21 protein-coding genes are annotated in these 26,004 nt (G+C 42.4%); 20 read left to right on the forward strand and 1 reads right to left on the reverse strand.

Going from position 1 to position 26,004, the window contains the following annotated elements; all coding sequences use genetic code 11:
* Window positions 1-69: 69 nt before the first annotated feature.
* From walK to D3P96_RS04045, 5 genes are read left to right on the forward strand one after another with little or no spacing between them, the layout of a single operon-like run.
* Entirely contained in the window at window positions 70-1,944 is a 1,875-nt protein-coding gene (gene walK / locus D3P96_RS04025) for a cell wall metabolism sensor histidine kinase WalK (protein WP_124943100.1), read from the forward strand.
* Window positions 1,937-3,277, forward strand: a complete 1,341-nt coding sequence (gene yycH, locus D3P96_RS04030; protein ID WP_185696084.1) for a two-component system activity regulator YycH — start codon at window positions 1,937-1,939, stop codon at window positions 3,275-3,277. The genes walK and yycH overlap by 8 nt, the downstream gene beginning before the upstream one ends.
* On the forward strand, window positions 3,274-4,122 hold the full coding sequence (gene yycI, locus D3P96_RS04035; protein WP_124943102.1) for a two-component system regulatory protein YycI: 849 nt from the start codon (window positions 3,274-3,276) through the stop codon (window positions 4,120-4,122). Before yycH ends, yycI begins: the two co-directional genes overlap by 4 nt.
* A gap of 26 nt (window positions 4,123-4,148) precedes the next feature.
* Window positions 4,149-4,949, forward strand: a complete 801-nt coding sequence (locus tag D3P96_RS04040) for an MBL fold metallo-hydrolase (RefSeq protein WP_124943103.1) — start codon at window positions 4,149-4,151, stop codon at window positions 4,947-4,949.
* 56 nt (window positions 4,950-5,005) lie between these two features.
* Window positions 5,006-6,193, forward strand: a complete 1,188-nt coding sequence (locus D3P96_RS04045; RefSeq protein WP_124943104.1) for a S1C family serine protease — start codon at window positions 5,006-5,008, stop codon at window positions 6,191-6,193.
* A 293-nt stretch (window positions 6,194-6,486) separates the two neighbouring features.
* Here the strand turns inward: D3P96_RS04045 and D3P96_RS04050 are convergent, their stop codons facing one another.
* Window positions 6,487-6,948 carry a DUF1934 domain-containing protein gene (locus D3P96_RS04050; protein WP_124943105.1) on the reverse strand — a complete coding sequence of 154 codons (462 nt, stop codon included), beginning with the start codon at window positions 6,946-6,948 and terminating at the stop codon, window positions 6,487-6,489.
* A 96-nt stretch (window positions 6,949-7,044) separates the two neighbouring features.
* On the opposite strand from D3P96_RS04050, the gene D3P96_RS04055 reads away from it, so the two are divergent.
* The 15 genes from D3P96_RS04055 (at window position 7,045) to D3P96_RS04125 (ending at window position 26,004) form a co-directional block, all read left to right on the forward strand.
* On the forward strand, window positions 7,045-8,385 hold the full coding sequence (locus tag D3P96_RS04055) for an HD domain-containing protein (RefSeq protein WP_124943106.1): 1,341 nt from the start codon (window positions 7,045-7,047) through the stop codon (window positions 8,383-8,385).
* A 47-nt stretch (window positions 8,386-8,432) separates the two neighbouring features.
* Window positions 8,433-9,245 carry a Cof-type HAD-IIB family hydrolase gene (locus D3P96_RS04060; protein ID WP_124943107.1) on the forward strand — a complete coding sequence of 271 codons (813 nt, stop codon included), beginning with the start codon at window positions 8,433-8,435 and terminating at the stop codon, window positions 9,243-9,245.
* A 93-nt stretch (window positions 9,246-9,338) separates the two neighbouring features.
* Window positions 9,339-9,911: a DNA-directed RNA polymerase subunit delta gene (rpoE, locus tag D3P96_RS04065; protein ID WP_124943108.1), complete on the forward strand. Its 573-nt coding sequence runs from the start codon at window positions 9,339-9,341 to the stop codon at window positions 9,909-9,911.
* 151 nt (window positions 9,912-10,062) lie between these two features.
* Window positions 10,063-11,676, forward strand: a complete 1,614-nt coding sequence (locus D3P96_RS04070; protein ID WP_124943109.1) for a CTP synthase — start codon at window positions 10,063-10,065, stop codon at window positions 11,674-11,676.
* Window positions 11,677-11,992: 316 nt separating this feature from the next.
* Window positions 11,993-13,258, forward strand: a complete 1,266-nt coding sequence (locus D3P96_RS04075; protein ID WP_124943110.1) for a UDP-N-acetylglucosamine 1-carboxyvinyltransferase — start codon at window positions 11,993-11,995, stop codon at window positions 13,256-13,258.
* Between the two features lie 243 nt (window positions 13,259-13,501).
* Window positions 13,502-15,091 carry a DEAD/DEAH box helicase gene (locus D3P96_RS04080; RefSeq protein WP_124943111.1) on the forward strand — a complete coding sequence of 530 codons (1,590 nt, stop codon included), beginning with the start codon at window positions 13,502-13,504 and terminating at the stop codon, window positions 15,089-15,091.
* Window positions 15,092-15,216: 125 nt separating this feature from the next.
* Complete coding sequence (gene alr / locus D3P96_RS04085) at window positions 15,217-16,710, forward strand: alanine racemase (RefSeq protein ID WP_124943112.1); 1,494 nt, start codon at window positions 15,217-15,219, stop codon at window positions 16,708-16,710.
* 8 nt (window positions 16,711-16,718) lie between these two features.
* Window positions 16,719-17,081 (forward strand): type II toxin-antitoxin system PemK/MazF family toxin, encoded by a 363-nt coding sequence (locus D3P96_RS04090; protein ID WP_124943113.1) that lies wholly within the window; start codon window positions 16,719-16,721, stop codon window positions 17,079-17,081.
* Window positions 17,082-17,140: 59 nt separating this feature from the next.
* Window positions 17,141-19,447 carry an RNA polymerase recycling motor HelD gene (helD, locus tag D3P96_RS04095; RefSeq protein WP_124943114.1) on the forward strand — a complete coding sequence of 769 codons (2,307 nt, stop codon included), beginning with the start codon at window positions 17,141-17,143 and terminating at the stop codon, window positions 19,445-19,447.
* A gap of 94 nt (window positions 19,448-19,541) precedes the next feature.
* Entirely contained in the window at window positions 19,542-20,561 is a 1,020-nt protein-coding gene (gene trpS / locus D3P96_RS04100) for a tryptophan--tRNA ligase (protein ID WP_124943115.1), read from the forward strand.
* Between the two features lie 13 nt (window positions 20,562-20,574).
* Complete coding sequence (locus tag D3P96_RS04105) at window positions 20,575-21,513, forward strand: exopolyphosphatase (RefSeq protein WP_124943116.1); 939 nt, start codon at window positions 20,575-20,577, stop codon at window positions 21,511-21,513.
* A gap of 116 nt (window positions 21,514-21,629) precedes the next feature.
* The gene (locus D3P96_RS04110; protein WP_124943117.1) at window positions 21,630-22,484 is read left to right on the forward strand and encodes an NAD(P)H-hydrate dehydratase; all 855 of its coding nucleotides are present in this window, start codon (window positions 21,630-21,632) and stop codon (window positions 22,482-22,484) included.
* 75 nt (window positions 22,485-22,559) lie between these two features.
* Window positions 22,560-23,981: a dipeptidase PepV gene (pepV, locus tag D3P96_RS04115; protein ID WP_124943118.1), complete on the forward strand. Its 1,422-nt coding sequence runs from the start codon at window positions 22,560-22,562 to the stop codon at window positions 23,979-23,981.
* 254 nt (window positions 23,982-24,235) lie between these two features.
* The gene (locus tag D3P96_RS04120) at window positions 24,236-25,210 is read left to right on the forward strand and encodes a DUF1002 domain-containing protein (protein WP_124943119.1); all 975 of its coding nucleotides are present in this window, start codon (window positions 24,236-24,238) and stop codon (window positions 25,208-25,210) included.
* 20 nt (window positions 25,211-25,230) lie between these two features.
* A complete protein-coding gene (locus tag D3P96_RS04125; RefSeq protein ID WP_185696085.1) occupies window positions 25,231-26,004 on the forward strand; it encodes a biotin--[acetyl-CoA-carboxylase] ligase in 774 nt (257 codons plus the stop codon).

A 26,004-nucleotide genomic window follows, 5' to 3' on the forward strand; every position in this document is an offset into this window, starting at 1 on the left:
AGCGGGTGCTTTGTGTAAAATACAGGGTACTTGCTATTTTTTTGGAATTTAGAAAAGGAAGCCAGATCTATGAGACGTCAAAAAAAACATAAATTACGGAGTGCCTTTTCGTCCATTCATTTTAAGGTGGCTTTGGTCTTCACGCTCACGCTATTAGTGACGTTGGAGGTCGTAGGTGCGTTCTTCGTAAAACAACTTGAACGAGAGAGTCTGGATTCAGTTAAAAACCAAATCGCCCTTAAGCCGTACGCAACGGACACATTAACAGAACAGTTAGTGAGCTCAGATGACTATGATCATGTGAATGCTGAAATCTACAAAGTTTTGAACTCAATTAATAATCCAGCGATTAGTGAAATTTCTGTGGTTGATGCAAACGGGATTGTTCGTGGTACCAATGACGTTAGTGGGCAGGATAGTATCAATCGCAAGACGACTGACCCAAATGTTAAAGCCGCTTTAGCCGGAGCCAAGTTTAATAAAAGTCCAATTGAAGAGAGTGATGGGAAACGTTATCAAGTTGTCATTCGACCACTGGTAAATTCACGTTCGACTGATAATCACATTGTTGGTGTGGTTGTCGTGCGTGCGAACCTGGAACCAACTTACAAGAGTTTGAATAACATTTCTTTGATTTTCTTCTCAGCGGCATTCTTGGCTATTTTGCTCGGGGTAATCATGTCGATTATCATCTCGCAGAGTTTAGCGAAGCCGATTACTGCAATTAATGATCGGACGCTGAAGATTGCGCAAGGTGATTACACCGGTGAAATTCGCGTACAGTCAAATGATGAAATCGGACAACTGGCTGAAAACGTTAATATTTTGACGCTGCGCATTGAAGAGACGACAAATTCAATTGACTTTGAAAAGCGTCGGCTTGATTCCGTGCTGGAGTACATGACCGATGGGGTTATTGCGACTGATCGCCGCGGTAATATTAATATGATTAATTCAACGGCCGTCCGTGATTTGGATTTAACTGATGGCGACAGTGCGATTGGTAAATCAATTTTGGATGTCTTGCACATTAATGGAAAACAGACGCTCCGTGATTTGCTAGAAGGATCACAAGAATTATTTTTGGATTTCAGTACCCCGGATCATGAGTTGTTTTTGCAAGCTTATTTCAGTTTGATTCAACGCTCATCAGGATTCGTCTCTGGGATCGTCGTTGTGTTACATGATGTCACAGAACAGTATCGAATTGATGCTGAACGACGCCAATTCGTTTCAAACGTTTCGCACGAATTACGGACACCATTAACATCAGTGAAGTCATATGCCGATGCATTACAAGATGGCGCGATTGAAGATCCAGAATTAGCGCGCAATTTCTTGAATGTGATCCAAGATGAGACATCACGCATGATCAGTATGATTAATGATTTACTTGAGTTGTCACGGATGGATTCAGGAACGATGCAGATTGAAAGTGAATATGTCAATATTGGTGAACTATTCAATTATATTTTGGATCGTTTTGATATGATTATCGCTAATGATGATGCGCCAAAGAAACGTTATACGATTCGTCGAGAAATTCCACAAAGCCAAATTTGGGTAGAGTTGGATACATCAAAGTTCACGCAGGTGATTGATAACTTGATGAATAATGCCATTAAATACTCGCCAGATGGTGGGGTCATTACGGCTCGCATGGATGATGAACAAACCGAAGTGATTTTGAGTATTTCAGATCAAGGGTTGGGAATTCCAGCAGCCGACGTAAACCATGTCTTTGATCGTTTCTTCCGAGTTGATAAGGCGCGTTCACGAGCACAAGGTGGTTCTGGTTTGGGATTGGCAATTTCTAAGGAAATTGTGGAGCGCTTTGATGGGCGTATCTGGGTTGAATCCGTAGAAGGGCAAGGCTCAACGTTCTTTATTGCACTACCATATGAACCATATGAACTAGATGATGAGGATGTGTGGGATGATTAGAAAAGAGTGGTTGCGCTTTAAGGTTTTTTTTCATCGTTTTGGACTTGGGATTACCGTTACCTTGCTAATTATGATCAGTATCATACTTTCGTTAAGCCTGTGGTATAACGTTAGTAATCCGGGGCGAGTGGATAGTCGTCAGGATAAGCAAGATACTGCCAAGACCTTAGTTGGGAATAAGCCGATTCAAGCGTTATATGACACTGATAAAGTGATCCTAAATACAAAAGATGCCCAAAAATTGATTCTCAATTACCGTGGATCAACCAATGAAATTTCAGAAAAAGTCTATGCTTGGCCACTTTATGAGGCACGGCGTAAGGTTTATTCTGAAAAAGATTATCTCAAAAAGATCAAACAAGCGAATTATGTCATGTTGGCGTATCCAGATGTTGTGACTGGTGATATTGTTGACCGTGATTTTGAAAGTGAGACTGGGTTAACAGCTAAAACCCACATTAATCGGATTTTGTTGCCATTAGATGGTAAGGGGGCCATCTTATTTGGCGATGATCGGCGTCATCAAATTTATGAGGCCCAAGTTGCTGGTACTGTAAAACCACTTAAAGTTAACTGGGGAAACAACAAGATTGATGTTGATCTTTTCTGGAAAGATAACCAAATTCAAGTCTTGGTGAATTCACCGGTCAAGTTGAAAGAGCGTAGTTTCTTGTTGGATACAAACAAGGTGAGTGACATCACTAAAAAGGCGTTCAATCAAAATGGACCAGCGCCCAAGGTAACGAAACGTGGTTCAGATACGATTTATAGCGAAGGTTCAGATCATCAGTTGATTTCAAATGAAAAAACAGGTGAGTTGACGCTAAATGCGTATAGTGATAAACAAAAAGTGAATACCATGGATAACCGCTTTAAGAGTGGGTATGCTTGGATGACAACTCGTACCACGGTCCCTGAAAATATGTACTACTTTGAGCAGAGTAATGATGCCCAAAAGATTAATTATCGTTTGTATTCAGACGGCTTGCCAATCTTTAATGCTGATCGTTCAAGTAGTATTGAAATTAACTTCAAGAGTGATGAACGGACGCAGGTTGCTTTTTCAAAATATTCAATTCAAGTGCCGTTACCACGGCACAATGATGTAGATGTCACATTACCTAATGAGAAATCTGCCTTGCAACAAGCTCAGTCAAGCGGTATAGATACTAACAAAATTGAAGAATTGCGGGTTGGTTATGATTGGGTTAGCGATCCGAATGCTGAGTTCGTGCGACTGGTACCGAAGTGGTTTATGAAGGTGGACGGTGACTGGGAACCAATCAATAACAATAAGCAAGATGCAACTGTAGAAGCGGGGGATCCATCATGAACCTAAGAAAACTTTTATGGGCATTTTTGTACACATTTTTGATTTTGGATGCAGTCTTACTGTTTCAATGGTTTGAAGTTAGTCAGCCATTAATTAATCCTGGATCCAAGCGCAGTGTGCAACAAGAGATGCAAATGGATGGGATTGAGTATGGGAAATTGAATTCGCGACCTGTTTCTGGTGCTTATTTGTCTGGTGATGATGATAAAAATAGTCGTATCATACGTAAAACACTTGCGGGTCGCTTTAATATTAATCAATCAGGAAATTCATTGGTGATGACGCCTAAAACGACGATTCGTTTAGGAAAGTCACGTCAAGATGCGATTAATAATGCACAAAAAATGGTGGCAGATAGTCAACAGGTTGTGGGTGGTAAAGACTACCTTTATGATGCTTTTTTGACGCAGTATGGAACTGGCGGACGGACAAGAAGTTCAGAGAGTGCCAATGCTTCGTCAAATGGTTATACGATTGTTTTTAGTCAAAAAGCGGAATCGTTGAGTGGTACACCTTTGTTTTCAACGCAACGTGGTCGCATTCAAGTGAATTTAGACCGTGATTTTAATGTTAAAAATTACACGCAGACGCATATTACAAATATTGAAAAGCTACGTGATATTTCAACTTTGATTACCGAACAAGATGCAGTGATGAATGCGTATCAATACAACGCCATTCCAAATAATAGCCAGATTGTGGCGTGCCGCTTAAGTTATCGTTTAATGACGGTCGTACGTGATGACAACATCTTTAGTCCGGTTTGGTCAATTGTCATCAAAGATAACGCAGGTGATACAAGCATTGTCGCAATCAATGCAGTTAATGGAACGTTGATTCATTAAAAATTTAGATAGAGAAGAGAGGCATTATGGCAAGTGATTTTAAAGTTTCTATGCTCGCCTCAAGTAGTTCAGGAAATACAACTTATATTGAGACACCAGAACATAAAGTGTTGGTTGATGCAGGATTATCAGGGAAAAAGATTGCTGATTTAATGGGTCAAATTAATCGTTCGCTAGCAGATGTCGATGCCATTTTTGTAACACATGAGCATTCTGATCATATTGCAGGTGTGGGCGTCTTAGCCCGTAAATATGGGATGGATGTCTATGCGAATGAACAAACGTGGACGGCGATGGCTAGTAAAATTGGTAAAGTTAAGCCAGAACAAATCCATGTATTTGAACCTAATCAAACAAAACTGCTGGGGGACTTAGATGTTGAGAGTTTTGCCGTTTCACACGATGCGGTCGATCCGCAATTTTATGCATTTCATCATGACAATAAAACATTTGCCATGTTAACTGATACGGGCTATATGAATGACCGTAGCCGTAGTATGTTGGCTAATGCTGATACCATCTTAATGGAAGCAAATCATGATTATGACATGCTACGTATGGGAAGTTACGCTTGGCCTTTGAAGCAACGCATTTTGGGTGATAAGGGGCACTTATCAAACGAAGATGGTGGCCTGGCAATTGCGGATGTGATTGGTCAAAATACGAAGAATGTGTATCTGGGGCATTTAAGTCCTGAAAACAATGAAAAAGCGTTGGCGCATCTTACGGTTAGTGACGTCTTACAGTCGCGCGACCTGGGTGTCGACCATGACTTTTTCCTACATGATACGAACCCCTTAATGGCCACAAAACTCCAAAGTATTTAACTTTCCTCAAAGTTAGCTTGCTATAATATGCCTATTAATATGAGAAGGAGAAACCCATGGTTGAAAATCGACATGCAACTGGAAGTAAAAAAGTTTTGATTACTGCACTTGTAGCTGGATTAGTTGGTGGTGGGATTTCAGCAGGAACGGTTGCGTTCTTTGCGAATAATAATCAACAAACACAACAAACAGCGAATGTGAAAGTGGAGGACTCTAAAGTCAAAGGAGAAGCCTCGGCAACAAAGGCGTTTAATAAAGTTTCAGGTGCCGTTGTTTCAGTCTTAAACATCCAATCTCAAGGTAGTTCAGTGAGTGATTTGTTTGGTCAAGCGAGTGATGACAGTGGTAAGAGTCGTGATCAAACGGCTTCAGAAGGATCTGGTGTTATCTATAAGAAGTCAGGTAATGAGGCTTACATTGTGACGAATAACCATGTTGTTTCGGGTGCTAAAAAGTTACAAGTTTTGATGAGCGATGGGACCAAAGTGTCAGCTAAGTTAGTGGGTACTGATGAGATGACGGACTTAGCGGTTTTGAAAATCGATGCAAGTGATGTGAAAGAGGTGGCTAGTTTCGCTAACTCAAATCAATTAGAGCCAGGTCAAACGGCTTTGGCGATCGGTTCGCCTCTTGGTTCTGAATATGCCACATCGGTAACTGAAGGAATTATTTCAGCACCAAAGCGTGAAATTTCTGCCGAAAATGAAGATGGCAAGTCACTAGGTAAAGCAACGGTTATCCAAACTGATGCCGCTATCAACCCAGGTAATTCTGGAGGACCATTGATTAATCTAGCTGGCCAGGTGGTCGGGATTAATTCAATGAAATTATCTGGATCAGGGGATGGCACATCTGTTGAAGGAATGGGCTTTGCGATTCCGTCTAATACAGTGACTAAGGTTATTTCACAGTTAGAGCAAAATGGTAAGGTAGCCCGTCCAAGTTTGGGGATTTCATTAGTTGATTTAGATAATGTGTCAGCACAAGATCAAAAAGATACTTTGAAATTGCCAGCGAATGTCAGCGGTGTTGTCGTCATGAAGGTCTCAAGTGGTTCTGCAGCGGCAGCGGCAGGATTAAAGCAATATGACGTCATTACCAAGCTGGATCAAACAAAGGTGACGGATTCAAGTTCATTGCGTGATGCCTTGTATCAGCATAAAGTTGGGGACAAGGTGCAATTAACTTACTACCGTGATGGTAAAATGCAAACAACAACAGTCCATTTGACGAAAAATCAGTAAAACGTTTTAAAAAAGAAGTAATGTAAATAAAGTTGAAAAACTGTCGAAATGTAATTTTTTTGTAATGAAAAAAATAGCGCGGGCATGTATACTTGATTTACCTGCTATTATAAGCGGGTCTCATTACTCCCCAAAGTAATAAGTAAGTTTGACACAGCCCCCATTGTGTCAAGCTGATAATGATTATGTTAATAGTCATTAGGCCACTACTGTATTTCCCCCTCTTACAGTAGTGGTTTTTTTGTACCAAAAAAGTCGTTCAACCATGCTTCATGGATTGAACGACTTTTTATTTAGGCGTGGTAATGAATGTCAATTTGGTAGTTTCCTAAACTTGTTTCTTGCTCGTTTAGGGCATAGACAATGTGAATGTGACCGCTCGCTTGATCAGAAGCCTGTTCAACTTGGATTTGTTCTGTGATAACATCAAGGACAATGATACCGGCGGGTGTTCGATAATTAGTTGTTGTCGTGCGCGCCATGTCAAAATGAAGTTGACTATTTAATAGGCCTGTTCGGCGCATCTTAATTGAACCATCTGGTTCGAGTTTAAGCATGACCTTTGATTCTGAGGGTAATGCGGGATCAATTGCCACATCGTTTTCGGAATCAGGCGTTTCGGTATAGCGTAGATATTGTGCCTTTTCGGTTTGCGTGAATTCAGCCGTTTCATGGACGGTGTAAGATTCAATTTCAGTTTCACGTTCAATCTGGCTCGTTAAGTCCAATTGAACTGGGAATGTTTTATTTTCCATTGTGGGCCTCCAAACTTAGGTTAATCATTCTATTATACCGTTATTACGGTAATCTAGGGTATAATAATCGTAAACAATGATTTTGGGGAGCGGACTATGCGAAAAGAAAAAGTATTGCGAGATCCAGTCTTAAATGAAATTCACGTCTATGATCAAGTGATTCTTGATTTAATTGGTACGCCAGAATTTCAACGTTTACGACGGGTGAAGCAACTAGGTGTGACAAGTGAAGTTTTCCATGGGGCCGAGCACTCCCGCTTTTCTCATTCTTTGGGAGTGTATGAAATTGCTCGCCGGATTGAACGCCACTTGGCACAATTTTATCCGACCCAAACAGCTGATGATGGGTTGTGGAATCTTGAAGAACGATTAGTGCTATTATGTGCCGCGCTTTTGCACGATTTAGGACATGGTGCTTACTCGCATACATTTGAGCATATTTTTAACACGGATCATGAAGCGTATACCCAAGAAATTATTTTATCACCGACAACTCAAATCAATGCCGTCCTGAAACAAGTGGCACCGGATTTTCCAGCTAAGGTGGCACAGGTCATTGCCAAGACATATCCAAATCCACAAGTGGTGCAATTGATTTCAAGTCAAATTGATGCAGACCGGATGGATTATCTGTTACGTGATGCTTATTTTACAGGGGCAACGTATGGTGAATTTGATTTAGCACGCATTATTCAAACAATCCATCCGTATGCAGGTGGTATCGCCTTTGCGGATAAGGGGATGAATGCTATCGAAGATTATGTCGTGTCGCGTTATCAGATGTATGTGCAAGTTTATTTCCACCCGGTTTCACGAGCGATGGAAGTGTTGTTGCAACATCTCTTAGAGCGTGCAAAATCTGTGTTTGAAGACCATGTTGAACGTGGGCTTTCAAATGACTTTGTGCCTAAGGCATTATTACCACTGTTTGCGGGCTCGATTTCCCTTGATCAGTATTTAATGATTGATGACTCAGTGATGTTGGCGGCGATTAGCGAGTGGCGTAATAGTGATGACAGTGTGCTTGCTGATTTATCACAACGCTTTTTGAATCGTGTGCCACTTAAATCAATTGTCATTGACGAACAAACACGTCCATTATTACCGCAATTGCGTGAATTAGTTGAGACGGCTGGGTTTGATACGCACTATTATACTGCCGAAAATGATAGTTTCGACTTGCCCTATGATGCGTATGATCCCAAGGCGCGTAAGCCACGAACCCAAATTGAGCTCCGACAACAAAATGGTGATTTGGTGGAGTTATCACAAAAAAGTACGTTGGTTCAAGCGTTAACTGGCCGTGTCTTTGGGGATGCCCGTTTCTTCTTTCCGAGCGAAATGTTGCAAGAACACCCGGTTGAAGACATGATGGCACCAGTTTATGCTGATTTTCAGCGTTATATTGAGAATGGGCAGTTGATTGCACCAAAGTAGTTAATATAAAATAGAGACAGTGACACGCAATGTGTAGAGGAGGCACCATGATTAAATTAATCGCAATTGATATCGATGATACTTTAGTAAATACAAAAAAAGAAATTACAGAACATGTTAAAAATTCTGTACAAAAAGCTAGCGCCGCAGGTGTGAAAATTGTACTAACGACTGGACGCCCCATCATGGGTGTAAAAGCTTACTTGAAAACGTTAGGCTTGGACGATATGGATGATCAATATGTGATTTCATACAACGGAAGTGTGGTTGAGACAACTTCAGGCAAGTTGATTGCCGCACAAGAAGTTGGTTATCCTGCTTATGAGCGCATGACTGAGCTTGGTAATGAGTGGGGTGTTTTGGTTCAAACTGAAATGCTTGAAGATATTTATACAACTGCCCATGACATTAATCCGATGGCAAGTCGCGAAAGCTATTTCATGGGGATGCCAATTAAGGTGCGTGAACTAAATGAAATGCCTGCCGATGGCGAATATGTTAAGGTCATGGTGATCGCTGAATCAGATGAGATTGATGCTGTGCAAAAGAAACTCCCGGCTGACATCACAGATAACTATACGGTTGTCCGTTCTGACCAATACTTTTTAGAAGTGATTAATAAAGATGCCAGCAAGGGTAATGGATTAAAAACATTGGCTAAGCACCTTGGTATCAGCATGGATGAGACGATGGCAATCGGTGACCAACAAAACGACATGTCAATGGTAGAAGCTGCTGGATTTGGAGTTTCAATGGGAAACGGTATTCCTGAGTTGAAGAAAATTGCTGATGCTGTGACAACCACCCAAGATGAAGATGGGGTTGGGGTTGCAATCGACAAGTATGTGTTAGATAATTAGTAAGTTAGTGTTTTTGAGCAAAATGAGTTGCTCATCACCGTTAAGTATTGTAAAATTAGCAAATAAATAAGACTGTGAAAGGACGTGCGTGATTTGGCAATAACACAATTTGATGGCCAAAACCGATCAGAGCTCTCAATGATTGAGGTAGCTCGTGCGATTTTGTCTGACCGTCATGAAACCATGGCGTTTTCTGATTTATTGAATGAGGTTCAAACATTTACAGGTAAGTCGGACGAAGAAATTCGTGCGCGCTTAGCTCAGTTTTATACGGACTTAAATATTGATGGATCATTTATCTCTTTGGGGGATAACATGTGGGGGCTCCGTTCATGGTACCCAATCGATTCTATCGATGAAGCGGTTCACTTGGACCTTGAAGAAGAAAAGGAAAACAAACCAAAGAAGAAGAAGCGTAAGAAGATTAACGCCTTCTTGGCAGATGTAGATGATGACGATGATGTAATTGACTACAATGACGATGATCCTGAAGATGATGACTTTGGGGAAGCAGCGGCAGAAGTTGCAGATCCAGAAGACGCTGAAGATGCCGATGACGACGATGATGCTGAAGAAGAAATTGATGAAGTATCAAGCGGAATTGGTGATGAAATTGGCGGAATTAAGCCCGTCGATGACGATTACGGTTCAGGTGATGCCGAATAATTATTGACAATTGTCCAATAATTCTGTATTATTAAGTTCCGGGCTCTTATGTTTTTTGAACATAGGACTTATCGAACGTATATGATAGCTCCCAAGCTAAATTTAGCATTGGGAGTTTTTTATTTTTTAAATGACCTGGAGGATATTATTTATGGCAACGAAATACATTTTTGTTACTGGTGGTGTGGTTTCATCATTGGGTAAAGGAATTGTCGCAGCATCATTGGGCCGCTTATTAAAGAACCGCGGATTTAAGATTGCGGTTCAAAAGTTTGATCCGTATATCAATATTGATCCGGGAACTATGTCTCCTTATCAACACGGTGAAACTTTCGTTACCGACGATGGTTTGGAAACAGACTTGGACTTAGGACACTATGAACGATTTATTGACATTAACTTAAACAAATACTCAAATATTACTTCAGGTCGTATTTATTCAGAAGTTTTGGCCAAGGAACGTCGTGGGGACTATAATGGTGCCACAGTTCAAGTGATTCCACATATCACAAACATGCTAAAAGAGAAGATGATGCGTGCTGGTGAAACAACCGATGCTGACATTGTGATTACTGAAGTTGGTGGTACCGTTGGGGATATTGAATCATTGCCATTTATCGAGGCTTTGCGCCAAATGAAGCGTGAAGTTGGCGAGGAAAACGTCTTCTACATCCACACATCATTGATTCCTTACTTGCGTGCTGCTGGGGAAATGAAGACTAAGCCAACGCAACACTCTGTTTCAGAATTGCGTTCATTGGGCATTCAACCTGATATGTTGGTCGTTCGAACGGAACAACCGATCACAGATGACATGCGCAACAAGTTGGCGTTATTTACTGACGTAGATCCAAATGCCGTTATCGAATCACTTGATGTTGATGTTTTGTACGAAGTGGCTTTGAACATGCAAGCACAAGGCATGGACGATGTTGTTTTGAACAAGTTTGGCCTAGAAGCACCTGCTGCTGACATGACAGACTGGACAAACATGATTGAAGGTATCAAGCACCTATCAAAGACAGTTAAGATTGCCCTTGTTGGTAAGTACGCTGATTTGCAAGATGCTTATATCTCAGTGAATGAAGCCCTTCGTGCTGGTGGTTATGCCGTGGACGCAGACGTTGAAATCACACCAATCAATTCTGAATTGATTACAGAAGCTAATGTTGCTGAAATGGTGGGCTATGCTGATGGAATCATGGTTCCTGGTGGCTTTGGTCAACGTGGAACTGAAGGAAAGATTGCAGCCATTCAATACGCTCGTGAAAACAACGTGCCATTCTTGGGTGTGTGTCTTGGAATGCAAATGGCAAGTGTTGAATTTGCGCGTCATGTCTTGGGTTATGAAGATGCCAACTCAATCGAATTGGATCCTGAAACATCAGCACCAATTATTGCGTTGATGAATGATCAACAAGAAGTGACAAACATCGGTGGAACCCAACGTCTTGGTTTGTACACCAACGAGTTGAAGCCAGGTAGCCAAGCGCACGAATTGTACGGTAAGGATGAGATTCAACAACGTCATCGTCACCGTTATGAATTCAATACGGATTACCGTAAGCAATTTGAAGATGCTGGAATGGTATTCTCAGGTGTATCTCCTGACGATAGTTTGATGGAAATTATTGAATTACCTGAAAATGATTTCTTCATGGCTGACCAAGCTCACCCAGAATTCCAATCACGTCCAAATCATCCAGAACCACTTTACACTGGTTTTGTGAGTGCTGCGCTAAAGCACCATGAGGCGAACAACTAAAGCGATTGGATTCGACATATAGTTGAAAATTTAAATAAAAGCCGACCTACAAGTTACGTATGGCCGACTTTTTATTATACATAGTATGATTGCGTTGATTGTTTATGAGAAGTTTAAGCCTGACCAAAATGGTGTTACAATTGCAGGATATGCGTTAAACTATAAAGAGTAAAAAAATCGTTTGATAAAACGAACGCAAGACCGTGAAGATGAATTGATGTTCATTTTTATGGGGTTAACCTGGCGATAGTCGGCGTTAAAGCGATACCAAAGTGTAATGCACAGCTAATTAGCTTTGCAAACAAGGAGAAATAATATGAAGAAATTAGTCATTCATGGTGGGCGTCCACTTAGTGGTGAAGTGACAATTGGAGGCGCAAAGAATTCAACCGTTGCGTTAATTCCAGCAGCAATCCTTTCAGAAGACCCTGTTCATTTTGATGGAATGCCTGATATTTTAGATGTGTATAACTTACAATTGATTTTGGAATCAATGAACGTCAGCTCAACCTTTGAAGATGGTAAGTTGATGATCGATCCAACGCAAATCGTGGAAGCTGACTTACCATCAACAGCCATTAAGAGTTTGCGAGCCTCATATTACTTTATGGGTTCTTTGCTTGGCCGTTTTGGTCGTGCGACTGTGACGTTCCCTGGTGGTGATAACATTGGACCTCGTCCGATTGATCAACACATCAAGGGATTTGAAGCGTTGGGTGCGACAGTAACTGAAGAAAATGATACTATTCATATCGTTGCTGAAAACGGTTTGAAGGGTGCACATATCTTTTTGGATATGGTTTCAGTTGGGGCAACGATGAACATTATCTTAGCAGCTGTGCACGCTCAAGGTGTAACAACACTTGAAAATGCTGCTAAAGAACCGGAAATCATTGATTTGGCAACCTTCCTAAACAACATGGGTGCCAACATCCGTGGAGCCGGAACGGATACCATTCGTATTACTGGTGTGGAACATTTGGGTTCAGAAACAACGCACACTGCGATTCCTGATCGTATTGAAGCGGGAACTTATTTGGCATTAGCTGCGGCACAAGGGGAAGGCGTTTTGATTAAGAACGTGATTCCTGAACATTTGGAAGCCTTTATCGCCAAGATGCTTGAAATGGGTGTGCAACTTGATGTACGTGAAGACAGTATTTATGTGCCAAAGACAGGCAAATTGACACCTGTTAACATTAAAACAGCGCCATACCCAAGTTTTGCGACTGATTTGCAACAACCAATCACACCTTTGTTGGGCATGATTGACGGAACTAGCATGATTTATGAAACAATCTATCCAGAACGTACACGTCACGTTCCAGAGTTGAACAAGCTTGGAATGAACATTGATGCTGATAACTATGGTGAGATTGCTGTTCATAAGAGTGGTGAACTTCACGGGACAAGTGTTGCAGCCGAAGAAATTCGTGCCGGAGCAGCGCTTGTGATTGCTGGATTAATGGCTGATGGTGTAACTGAAGTGACAAACGCTGAACACGTCCTTCGTGGTTACGATCGTTTGATTCATAAGTTGACCATGCTAAACGCTGACATCCAAATTGAGGATGACTTCTAAAATTTTCAATCTATAAAACAACGTCACAGATGTGTTTGTGACGTTGTTTTTATTTTAAAGTGATGTTTCCCTTGAAAAAAGTTTAAAAACAGGATAGAATAGACAAGTTACATTTAGAAAGCCAATTGCCGATTATCGGGCGCAGTACGGACACCGGATTGTGTTTAGCAGGGTAATTGATCAATTGGCTACGAGACAATTAGATGGTGATAGTTTAAAGCTATCATCCCTGGAGGATATATTTTGAAGTTTGCAGAATTAGGTCTATCAGATGACCTGTTAACAGCCATTACAAAACAAGGCTATGAAGAAGCTACCCCAATCCAAGAAAAGACTATTCCATTGATTTTGGAAGGTAAAGATGTGATTGGTCAAGCTCAAACCGGAACTGGTAAAACCGCAGCATTTGGTTTGCCAATCCTTGAAATGCTTGATGAGAATAACACAAAGCCTCAAGCATTGATTGTTTCACCAACGCGTGAGTTGGCGATTCAAACCCAAGATGAAATTTTCAAATTGGGACGTGACAAGCATGTTCGTGTTCAAGCCGTCTTCGGTGGAGCGGACATTCGTCGTCAAATTAATGGTCTAAAGCACGGCGCTCAAGTCGTTGTTGGAACACCAGGACGTTTGCTTGATCACATTAAGCGTGGAACCATTGATTTGTCACACGTTAAGACATTGGTTTTGGATGAAGCTGATGAAATGTTGAACATGGGATTCTTGGAAGATATCGAATCAATCCTTAAGGCAGTGCCTGACCAACGTCAGACTTTGCTCTTCTCAGCAACTATGCCACCTGCAATTAAGCGGATTGGTGTTCAGTTCATGAAGGATCCAGTTCACGTGCAAATCGAAGCGAAGGAATTGACAACTGACTTAGTTGAACAATACTACGTTAAGGTTCGTGAAAACGAAAAATTTGATACATTAACACGTATTTTGGATGTTCAAAATCCACAATTGGCGATTATGTTCGGTCGTACAAAGCGTCGTGTTGATGAATTGACACGTGGTCTTGAATTACGCGGATATAATGCTGCCGGAATTCACGGTGACCTTACCCAACAAAAGCGTTCACAAGTTTTGAAGCAATTCAAGAATGGTGAAATCAACATCCTTGTTGCAACCGACGTTGCAGCGCGTGGATTGGACGTTTCTGGTGTGGATTACGTGTACAACTTTGATATTCCACAAGATTCAGAATCTTATGTTCACCGTATCGGTCGTACTGGTCGTGCCGGACATGAAGGTACTTCAGTAACTTTCGTTACAAGTGCCGAAATGGATTACTTGAAGGATATTGAAAAGTTAACTAAGAAGCGTATGCAACCATTAAAGCCTGCTACTAAGGAAGAAGCCATTGCTGGTCGTCTTGCTCAAGCAAGTGATAAGGTTGATAAGTTAATCAAGCAAGCTAACCCAGAATTAGCTGAAAACGAAGTTGATGCATTGGCTGAAAAGTATGATGCAAAGACTTTGGCTGCAGCTTTGCTTGGATCAGTTGCTGATATCACTGACATGGACGCCCCATTCTCACTTTCACGTGAACGTCCATTACCACGTAAGCGTTATGGTAATGGTGGTGGCGGATCACGTGGTGGAAACCGTCGTAATGGTAACGGTGGCGGATCACGCGGTGGATACCGTGGTGGTTCTCGTGGCGGAAGCCGTGATGGTGGAAACCGTCGTTCAGGAGACCGTGATGGTCGTCGCTCAAATGGTGGTGGCGAACGTCGTGGTAACGGAAATGGTGGCGATCGCCGCTCAAACGGTAACGGTGGTGGACAATCACGCCGTTCACGCGATTTCGTAATCAAGAACAACGACTAAAATTTTAAATCAAGGGAAGTAGTGTAATAGCTTTGGCTAATGCACTACTTCTTTTTTTGTCGGGTAAAGGCTAGTGGTCTGACCCTAAAATAGCGTATAATAGTAAAAAATAAGGGGGAAGTTGTATGATTATTGGTACGGGGACAGATATTCAAACAATTAGTGCCGTCGCTAAAATGGCAGACCGCACGCCACGCACGATCGACGCCATTTTGACTGAGCGCGAACGCGAAATTTATCATCAACGGCGCGGGAAACGGCAAGTGGCTTTCTTAGCCGGACGTTTTTCGGTCAAAGAGGCTTATAGCAAGGCGCTTGGCACTGGAATCAGCCAAGGGGTTGGGTTCCAAGATATTGAAGTTTTGGTGGGAGAACATGGCGAGCCAGTTATCACCAAAGCCCCACAACTCGATCAATTATCCGTACATATTTCAATTTCACACACTGGTGATTTAGTACATAGTTTAGTTATATTGGAGCAAAAAATGTCAGATACACAAACTGCTTTACCGGTCGCTTATCATCGACCAGCCTGGCTTGAAATTTCAGGACAAGCCCTAAAACATAATATTGACTACATTCGTGATTTAACTGGAACAAAGCGTTTTTGTGCGGTTGTGAAGGCCAACGCGTACGGTCATGGTTTGGAACAAGTAGTGCCCATGATGCAAGCGGCACATGTCGATCAATTCGCCGTTGCCGCTATGGATGAAGGGTTATGGTTACGTCAATTTGGTGTAACGGAACCTGTAATGGTGCTGGGCATTACGCCGGTCCAATATGTCGCTGAATTAGCAGATAGCCAATTGACGGTTCCAGTCAGCAGTGTTGCGTGGTTAAAAGAAGCCTTGCGGTTGCTACCACGTGGCGCACAATTGCATGTTTCAGTACCAGTTGATTCTGGTATGGGTCGCATTGGTATTCGGGATCGTCAAGAATTAACGGAAGTGATTCAATTAATTAATGCCAATAGCAATCTCATTTTTGATTCGATTTGGACGCATTTTTCAACTGCCGATACAACAAATACGACATACTTCGACCAACAGTTAGCCAAATGGCATGAATTGGTTGATGACCAAGCGATTCCTGAAACCACGTTGCGTCATCTGGCAAATTCGGGAACCTCGTTATGGCATAAGCTACCTAGCCATGATATGATTCGCGTGGGAGCAGGTATGTATGGTTTTGATTCTTCACAAGGATCTTTGCCACAGCGTGACCTACACCCGGTAATGCAACTCAAGGCAGAATTGGTGCACGTCAAACAGGTCCCTGCTGGCAACAGTATTTCTTATGGGGCGACCTATACAACGACAACTGACGAATGGATTGGGACGCTACCGATTGGTTATGCAGATGGCTATCCACGGTCAATGCAAGGGATGACCGCGTTACTTCCAGATGGACGTCGGATTGAGATTGTGGGGCGCATTGCCATGGATCAATGCATGGTACGTTTGCCTGAAGCATTGCCAGTGGGAACGGTGGTAACATTACTTGGTCGAGCCGGTGATCAGGAAATTACGTTGGATGACTTAGCCCAACAAGCCCAGACCATTCCATACGAAATTGCAACCAGTATGGCACCACGTTTGCCACGCCAAATTGTTGATTAGGAGTCGAAATGGGAAAGCAAGTTGAGATTAAACGAGGTGATATCTTTTTTGCAGAGCTATCACCAGTAGTCGGGTCTGAGCAAGGCGGGCAACGCCCCGTCGTGATTGTTCAAAACGATGTCGGAAACCATCATGCACCGACGGTGATTATGGTACCGATTACGGCACAAATTGATAAACCAAAATTACCAACCCATGTGGGCTTACCAGCGGCAATTGCAAATACCGGCATTAGCCGAGATTCTGTCATTTTAGGTGAACAAGTCCGTACGATTGATAAACGACGGTTACAAGACAAAATTGGTGAAATCCCAAGTGACGTTGTCGAAGAACTTGATCGTGCTTTACAAATTAGTTTGGGGTTAGCGTAGAAAAAAAGGCATTGGGTAAACTATCCAATGCCTTTTCGTCTTAAAAAGTGAGGTTAGTAATGGAAGAAAAAGAGTGGCAAATTGAATCAGATCGCTTGAACCGAGTTGTGGATGAGATTGAAACGCAACTTGTGATTGCGCAAGCTGATTATGAACAAGCGCATGCGGAAACCTTTGCGGTTGAATCGAACTATGGTGCCAATACCTCAATTAATACCATTGAAGAAGACGATACCATGGAAACCAATGCGGAAATTCAACAGCAACGTAACATCGTGGCGCGGGTAACCGAAACAGAACAAATTATGGAAAAAATTGTGACGACGTTGCATACGTTGGAAGCAAGTCCGTATTTTGGTCGGGTCGATATTATTGAGGATGGTGATCCGGAAACGTTATATATTGGCTTAGCTTCTTTGCAAGATAGTGATAATGATTTTTTGATTAATGACTGGCGGGCGCCAATTAGTGGGGTGTACTATAACGGGTCACTGGGTCCAGTGACGTATCCAACGCCGATGGGTGACCAAAAGGCTGAATTAACCAAAAAGCGCCAATATACAATTGAAGGGCGCGACATTATTAATATGTTTGATACTGATGTGACGATTGGTGATGAAATGTTGCAGTATGCGTTGGGTCAACAAAATGACCAAACGATGCACAACATTGTTGCAACTATTCAGCAGGAGCAAAACCAAATCATTCGGGATACAACGAGTGATTTGATGGTGGTCCAAGGCGTGGCCGGGTCAGGAAAGACGTCGGCGATTTTGCAACGGATTGCCTTTTTGTTGTTCCATGCTCGAGAAAATCTGAATTCTGATCAAATTGTCCTATTTTCACCTAACCGTCTCTTTTCAAGTTATATTGCAGATGTTTTGCCATCGCTAGGTGAGCGGAACATGCGCCAAGTCACGATGAGTGAGTTCTTGAGTGCACGACTGCAAGGTCTAACGGTGCAGACCCTCTTTAATCAGTATGAACAGGATCAGCACCAGCCGCAGGCAATCCGACAACAATTGCAAGCAGCTATGGAAAGCGCGGATCTCAAAGATGCACTACAAGCCTATTTGGCACAGTTGGCCCCTGACCAAGTGCAATTTTCGGATGTTTATTTTAATGGAGACAAATGGTTCACGCAAACTGAATTTGCGGATTATTTTGCCCAATTACCAGCAGCCTATTCAGTTATGGACCGGATGCTGCAAACCAAAATGCACTTTATGGAACTGTTGCAAAATCAAATGGTTGAACTCCGCCAAGCTGACTGGGTGTTAGACGCACTCAACCAATTAGATGATGGCCAGTATCATCAATTATTGAATGAAGATGATGATGTTGAAGCCTTTAGTGAGGCAGATGTCGACTTGGATGCCACCTTAGACCAGGTTGCCGGAGCCTATTTATCACAGACCTTACAACCACTGGATGACGCTTTGTATAATACACAGTTCATTGATGTGTACCGTCAATTCTCTGATTTCTTAGCCTATCTGGCTCAAATTGAATTTGGCGGAATTGCGGGAAAATGGTGGCTCACGAAACAACAGCGCTTCGAAAATCAAATCGAACAACATCAGATTGATTATGAAGATGCCGTACCACTCCTCTTTTTGCGCGATTTAATGACGGGCAGTGGAACCAATCAATTTATGCAATATGTTTTCGTTGATGAAATGCAAGACTATGCTATGATTCAAATGCTCTACTTGAAACATGCCTTTCCGAATGCAAAATTCACCTTACTCGGGGATGCTGAGCAAGCCCTCTTTAGAGCTGTGCAAACCCCTGAAGCGTTAATGCAGGCTTATGCCGATGCCTTTCAAGTGAAGCACCGTCGTTTGATTAAATTAAATAAATCATATCGGTCAACGCAACAAATCATGAACTTTGCTAAGGCGCTCTTACCTGATGGGGATAGCATTCAAACGTTCCAACGTCCAGGTGAAAAGCCAACGTTAGCGCAAACAACGGTGGAAAAGGCTGCAGATACATTAGCCGACACGCTCAAGCGCTTGCTTGAAACACAACAAACCGTTGCTATTTTGACTAAGACGCAAGATCAAGCCGAAGCGGTAAGTGCGTTGTTAGACCAACAAGAACTGCCACATCAGTTGTTAGATGCTGCTGATCGTACGTGGACTGCCAATGTTTTGGTATTACCAATTTATTTGGCAAAGGGATTGGAATTTGATGCCGTTATCGGATACGATGTATCACAGGAAAATTATCCTGACGAAACATCAACCGGTTTATTGTACACATTAGCGTCACGGGCGATGCATGATTTAGCTTTGATTAGTGTTGGGCCTGTGACGCAGTTAATTACAGAAGTTGCTGATACGCTAACTTTTATGGAATAAGCGACGCCGGTGGTTGTTATCCTTACAAAATCATTTTACAATGGGTAAGACATAACAAATTCGTATTAGAAAATAAAGCATAAGGGATAAGATAATGGCAGAGAAAAAAGTATTAATCACTGGTGATCGACCAACCGGTAAATTACACATTGGACACTATGTGGGTTCATTGAAGACGCGGGTTGAGATGCAAAATTCCGGTAAATATGATCCATACATCATGATTGCCGATAAGCAAGCTTTCACTGATAATGCACGTGATCCGCAAAAGATTCAAAACTCATTGCTTGAAGTTGCGTTGGATTATTTGGCAGTCGGTCTAGATCCTAAGAAATCAACGATTTTTGTGCAAACAGCTGTTCCAGAACTATCTGAATTAACTGAGTACTTCATGAATTTGGTTTCAGTGGCTCGTTTGCAACGTAACCCAACTGTTAAGGCGGAAATTCAACAAAAGGGATTTGGTGAAAGTATCCCGGCCGGGTTCTTTAACTACCCCGTTTCACAAGCGGCTGATATCGCGATGTTTAAGGGTCAAGTGGTCCCAGTGGGGGATGATCAAGAACCTATGTTGGAGCAAACGCGCGAAATCGTGCGCTCATTTAACAATGCATATGGTGCAGACATCTTAGTTGAACCAGAAGGTGTCTTCCCACCTAAGGGACAAGGTCGTTTGCCTGGTTTAGATGGTAATGCCAAGATGTCAAAGTCTTTGGATAACTGCATCTACTTGAGTGACGACGAAGAGACTTTGTGGAATCGTGTTCGCTCAATGTATACCGACCCAGAACACATTCAAGTTGCTGACCCTGGTCACGTTGAAGGCAACATGGTCTTTACGTACCTTGATGTCTTTGATCCAGATAAGGCCCAAGTTGAAACATTGAAGGATCAATATCGTGCTGGTGGTTTGGGTGATATGAAGATTAAAAAGTATCTATTTGAAGTGTTGAACGCCGAATTAGCGCCAATCCGTGATCGACGTGAAATGTTTGCGCAAGATCGTCCAGCAGTTTTGCAAATGCTTGCTGAAGGATCAGAACAAGCACGCGTGAAGGCAGATCAAACCATGCATGAAGTGCGTGATGCCATGGGCATTAATTACTGGGGCTAAAAAGGGGTAGAAGATGAGTTACTTAGCGGTCATTGATTTAGGATCTAACTCAACACGGTTAGTGATTGAGGAATTGAATGAAGATGGTCAATTTACTGAAATTAAGCGGCGCAAATTAGATACGCGCTTAGCACAGGGAATGGATCAAAACGGTGGTGCCTTGACAGAAGCGGCAATGAACCGCGTCACAGAGGCCTTGAATATTTTTAAACAGGAATACGAACGGTATCCTGATATTGAATTAGAGGGGATTGCCACTGCCGCTGTTCGGGAAGCAACGAATCAAGATGACTTTTTACAACGCGTGTATGATGTGACGGGCATTGATGTCCGTGTCTTAACAGGTGATCAAGAAGCCTATTATGATTACCTGGGCGCGATGTGTGCTTTAGATGTTGATAACGCGTGGTTGCTTGATACCGGTGGCGCAAGCGTTGAACTCGTAGGCATTGAAGAACGCATGGCGGCTAATTTCATTAGTTTGCCATTTGGTGCCGTTAACTTAGCGGAGAAATTCCATCTTAATGAGCCGGTAATTAGTGATCAAAATCTAGCGACAGCGACCGACTATGTGACAGATCAATATGAGCGTTTACCCTGGATTGCCGAAGCCGATAGTATGGATGCACTGCCTATTATTTTATTGGGTGGGGCGAACCGTTCATTGGCACGGTTAAACCAGATGCGCAAAGGTTTTGATGTGAAAAAAGACTTCCACGGGTATCGGATGTCAACGCTTGAAGTCTTAGAAACGTTCACTGAATTGGTGCATGCCACACGTGCCGAACGTGAAGCAGCCCTAGGGACGGAATCGAATCGAGCTGATATTATTGTCAGTGGATTATTGCCATTGGTGACATTAATCCATGAGACAGGGGCGAAGGAAGTTATTTTCTCAGCTTCTGGTGTTCGTGAGGGCCTTTTGCAAGAATATCGCATGTCATTGAATTAAAAAAGCGTGATGTCTTAAGGGGCATCACGCTTTTTGATTTAGAAAGCAATCTCATTTTAGACCAATTAAAATGTTATAATAAAATTATATAGAATAGAGAATTTGGAGATAACACCATGGTCAAACAAATTACTGAAGATATTTTAAATGAGGTCATTGTTAAACGACCAGCTGATAGTTATAAGGGCGATTTTGGTCGCGTTCTTTTAATCGGTGGTGACAAACAATACGGAGGGGCCATCACCATGGCCGCGCAGGCTGCAGTTTCCTCAGGGGCAGGGTTAGTGACGGTTGCGTCAGATGCCGTGAACCGAACCGCTGTGCACAGTCGCGTTCCGGAAGCAATGTTTGTGGATTGGACTGATTTAGATGTTCTGATGGACCAAATTGATAAGAGTGATGTTGTATTGATGGGGTCAGGCATGGGCTTAACTGATTACGCTGTTTCTTTGGTTAAGCGGGTATTGAAGCAAGTTAACACCAAGCAAGTGTTGGTCGCGGATGGTTCAGCCTTAACCATTGTCGCCAATGAACATTTGAGTTTTCCACGTGATACGTATACGGTCATTACGCCGCATCAAATGGAATGGGCTCGGTTAAGTAATATCCAATTGAATTATCAAGATGAAATTGAATTAAATGATGTGCAACGCTCAATGTTGAACGTAGACGTGCTCGTACTTAAGCAACACCATACCATGGTTTACAATAATGAAGGGCAACAACAAATTATGATTGGTGGGCCATATCAATCAATTGGTGGGATGGGTGATGTTTTGGCCGGAATTGTGGCGGCATTTGTCGGACAATTCAAGTCCAATATTTCCCATACGGTACAAGCTGCGGTATATGCGCATTCTGCCTTAGCTGAACAAATGGCTGGCTACAACTATGTTGTTCGTCCGTCGCTCCTTGCCGATGGAATGGCGAACTTCATGGGCCGGTACCAATCGAATCTTGATTATTCGTGAGTTAGCGTCAGCGCGAATTTAAAAAATAGCGTATAATGGTAGGCAAGTAATAAAATAATTGGAGGATCACTAACAATGGTTAAAGCAACAGAATGGTTAGCAAAGTCATTGACGTACGAAAATGATTTGTTAGCTGATTTAGAAGATATGATGATGATTAAGTCTGTCCGCGATGATGGGGCTGCAACTGAAGATGCCCCACTTGGTCCTGGACCTAAGGCTGCATTGGAAAAATTCTTGGAAATCGCTGAACGTGATGGTTTCCGTACTGGTAATTATCACAATTTGGTCGCTTATGCCGAATTGGGACCTGAAGATGCTGAAGAATCAGTTGCTATTATTGGTCACTTGGATGTTATGCCTGCCGGAGATGGTTGGACAAAGGATCCATGGACACCAGTTATCGAAGATGGACGTCTTTACGGACGCGGATCTTCCGACGATAAGGGTCCTTCATTTGCTGGTTACTATGCCCTTAAGATGCTTAAGGATATGGGTGTGCCTCTGAAACGTAAGTTGGTCTTCATTGTTGGAATTGATGAAGAATCTGACTGGACTGGTATGGATGACTTCTTTGAAGCTTATGGCGAACCAACGATGGGATTCTCACCAGATGCCGAATTCCCAATTATTAACGGTGAAAAGGGAAATGGTTCTACAGTCGTTCGTTTTGCTGGTAATAACGAAGGATCAACACGCTTGATTTCATTCTCTGCGGGAGAACGTCCAAATATGGTGCCTGGTGTGGCGAAGGCTGTTGTTGAAACTGCTGATCCAGAAGCTCTGGTTGCCCAAATGGATAAGTATCTTGCACAAGAATCACGAGTTAAGGGTGAAGCTGAAGTCAACGACAACCGCGTTGACTTTACGTTCTTTGGTCACCAAGTTCACGGTGCTTCACCTGAAACTGGTGAAAATGCTGGAACTTACTTGGCAAACTTCTTGAAGGATGCTGATTTCGGTGGTAACGCACAAGGATTCTTAGACTTCTTGGGTGGCACGTTGCATGATGATACAACTGGAACTAAGGTTGGTATCGCAACACATGATGATTTGATGGGTGATCTATCAATGAACGTTGGTATCCAACGTTTTGCTGACGGTGAAGATGGCTTTGTAGACATTAACATCCGTTACCCACAGAACATTACAGCCGATGACATTGAAGCTAAGATTAGTGCAGCTATTCCAACTAACTTCGATGCAACAGCTGCCAATGAAGGTCATGCGATGGTACCGCACTATGTACCTGGAGATGACCCACTTGTTTCAACATTGCTTGATGTTTACCGTGATCACACTGGTTTGCCTGCGGGAGAACGTGTTATCGGTGGTGGAACATTCGGTCGCTTGTTGAAGCGTGGAGTTGCCTTTGGTGCCATGTTTGAAGGGGTTCCTGATACAATGCACCAAGCTGATGAATTCTTCCCAGTGGCTGATTTGACACGTGCAATGGCAATTTTTGCTAATGCAATGTACGAATTGGCAAACAACTAAACAACTAAACAACTAAACAACTTTTAAATGAATTGGTCTGAGTGACTTTCGGGAATGCCTGGAAAATTGCTCAGACCGATTTTTATTTTCAATGATTTGTAAGAACATCACAGACAACGGTTAATGTTATAATTTTAGTTAGGATTGCGGTTCTAAGTCGCAGGCCGTTTAAATAATGCTAAAATATACTGTAAGTAAAAACATTAACTGTGAATAAAAATAAACATTAACGATTCCAAAATAAAGGAGTAACCATGAAAGTATACAAAAAGTTTGCCAAATTAAGTTTGACCATGGGTGCCCTCATGTTTGGCGTTTTACTGATTGGATCACGCGTTCAAGCTGACCAAAATCAGGGCGTCATCCAAGAAAAGTCATTAACGAAGCCCTATGTGGTTTATGGTGCTGGTGCTGTTCAAAAAACACAAGTCGCTCAGACACTAGGCATTAATGATAATTATCAAAAATTGGTGACCCAAGCCAGCGATGGTAAGTATCTTGGTTTAAACCAATTAAAGCAATCTGATATGGTCCCTTCTGTTTCGATTGCGCCTGCCAAAAATAAGACAGGTAACCTAGTTAACATTGAAAAGTTTGAAGGCGATAAAAATATTACGCATGTTTTTGCGCAAGAATATGCTATGGCAGCAACCTTAGGGGGCGCCAAAGATTTAATTATGACGTTCACCTCGGACAAGCGAGTAATGGGAACGGATGCCTTGGTCGGTGTATACCAAGCACTAGATGAAGATGGGACCCCGTTAGATCCAACCAATACGACTGCGGCTAATCGTGTGATGGAGGCAACAATCAATGGGATTGCACCTAACAATATGAATGATCGTTACATTGGAAAACTAACTTCCGCGATTACGATGACTGCGGGAGAGTTGGCAAAGCGACGTCAAACGGGTGATACCATTGATATTAACGTGGTTTATAATCAATTAACGGTTAATTTGGAACAACGCAATATTCGCAATGAAGTTTCAGATGATCAAATGAATCAGCTGTCAATGGCGTTGCAACAATACAATCAAGCCCCAATTTCCGATGCGAAACCAATTGTGTCACGGACGAGCGCTTTGGCTGATAAATTAGAAAAGACCACCAATAATAAGATGGCGGGTGCCAGTGATTTTAAGAATGAAGCAGATGCACATAATGCATCGAACTGGTTTGTCTCAAACATTTGGAATCCGTTCATTCAATTTTTACGCGGAAAGTAAGCGCCTGAGGGGGCACAATTTTGAAATTAAATGCAGATAAAATTAAGCAAGCTTTGCCTGGTTGCAATGTCACTGTATTCGATCGCATTTCATCAACGAATACAGTTGCCAAAGACCAAATCAAGCAAGCGACAAATCCACGGCAATTGGTACCTGGATTAGTCGTTGCAAACCAGCAAACAGCAGGGTATGGTCGACAAGACCGCCAGTTTTATTCACCAGCAGATGTCGGTGTTTATATGACGTTGATGACCCAGGTAACGGAAAAGCAATGGCAACATCCTGAATCGTTAACATTAAATAGTGTGGTGGCCATTCAAAAAGTGATTCAAAGTGAACTCGGCATTACATTAGAAATCAAATGGGTCAATGATCTCTATTTGAATCAACGTAAAGTTGCGGGGATTTTAGTGGAAACGGTACAAGCACCGACGCACGCCCAACCCGGCTACGTGGTATTAGGCATTGGCATTAATCTGCAAGCAAAGGAAATTCCCGCCGCCCTCCAAACAAAAATGGGGGCCTTAACCACGGCGCCAGTTGATCGAGAGCGGCTGATTGTGGCCTTAAGCCAGGCTTGCTTGGCGGCAATCCAATTAGAGTTTAAACAATTACGTCAGCAGTATTTAGAGCATTGTATGATTCTACATCAGGTCGTCACATTACAAAGTGGACATGATGCAATCACCGGAAAAGTCGTTGATATCGATGATCAAGGTCAGCTCGTTTTAGCCAATGAACAAGGAAAGCACGCTTATAACGCTGGTGAAATCACCAAAGTCAATTTAAGGTAA

This window comes from Weissella viridescens (assembly GCF_003862435.1).
Lineage (GTDB): Bacteria > Bacillota > Bacilli > Lactobacillales > Lactobacillaceae > Weissella > Weissella viridescens_A.

Coding starts and splice junctions, on each gene's coding strand:
- yycI (WP_124943102.1), top strand. CDS start 3,274: ATGAACCTAAGAAAACTTTTATGGGCATTTTTGTACACATTTTTGATT.
- D3P96_RS04060 (WP_124943107.1), top strand. CDS start 8,433: ATGATTAAATTAATCGCAATTGATATCGATGATACTTTAGTAAATACA.
- D3P96_RS04090 (WP_124943113.1), top strand. CDS start 16,719: ATGGGAAAGCAAGTTGAGATTAAACGAGGTGATATCTTTTTTGCAGAG.
- pepV (WP_124943118.1), top strand. CDS start 22,560: ATGGTTAAAGCAACAGAATGGTTAGCAAAGTCATTGACGTACGAAAAT.
- D3P96_RS04070 (WP_124943109.1), top strand. CDS start 10,063: ATGGCAACGAAATACATTTTTGTTACTGGTGGTGTGGTTTCATCATTG.
- D3P96_RS04045 (WP_124943104.1), top strand. CDS start 5,006: ATGGTTGAAAATCGACATGCAACTGGAAGTAAAAAAGTTTTGATTACT.
- D3P96_RS04055 (WP_124943106.1), top strand. CDS start 7,045: ATGCGAAAAGAAAAAGTATTGCGAGATCCAGTCTTAAATGAAATTCAC.
- D3P96_RS04050 (WP_124943105.1), bottom strand. CDS start 6,948: ATGGAAAATAAAACATTCCCAGTTCAATTGGACTTAACGAGCCAGATT.
- D3P96_RS04075 (WP_124943110.1), top strand. CDS start 11,993: ATGAAGAAATTAGTCATTCATGGTGGGCGTCCACTTAGTGGTGAAGTG.
- alr (WP_124943112.1), top strand. CDS start 15,217: ATGATTATTGGTACGGGGACAGATATTCAAACAATTAGTGCCGTCGCT.
- trpS (WP_124943115.1), top strand. CDS start 19,542: ATGGCAGAGAAAAAAGTATTAATCACTGGTGATCGACCAACCGGTAAA.
- helD (WP_124943114.1), top strand. CDS start 17,141: ATGGAAGAAAAAGAGTGGCAAATTGAATCAGATCGCTTGAACCGAGTT.
- D3P96_RS04120 (WP_124943119.1), top strand. CDS start 24,236: ATGAAAGTATACAAAAAGTTTGCCAAATTAAGTTTGACCATGGGTGCC.
- walK (WP_124943100.1), top strand. CDS start 70: ATGAGACGTCAAAAAAAACATAAATTACGGAGTGCCTTTTCGTCCATT.
- D3P96_RS04110 (WP_124943117.1), top strand. CDS start 21,630: ATGGTCAAACAAATTACTGAAGATATTTTAAATGAGGTCATTGTTAAA.
- D3P96_RS04040 (WP_124943103.1), top strand. CDS start 4,149: ATGGCAAGTGATTTTAAAGTTTCTATGCTCGCCTCAAGTAGTTCAGGA.
- D3P96_RS04105 (WP_124943116.1), top strand. CDS start 20,575: ATGAGTTACTTAGCGGTCATTGATTTAGGATCTAACTCAACACGGTTA.
- yycH (WP_185696084.1), top strand. CDS start 1,937: ATGATTAGAAAAGAGTGGTTGCGCTTTAAGGTTTTTTTTCATCGTTTT.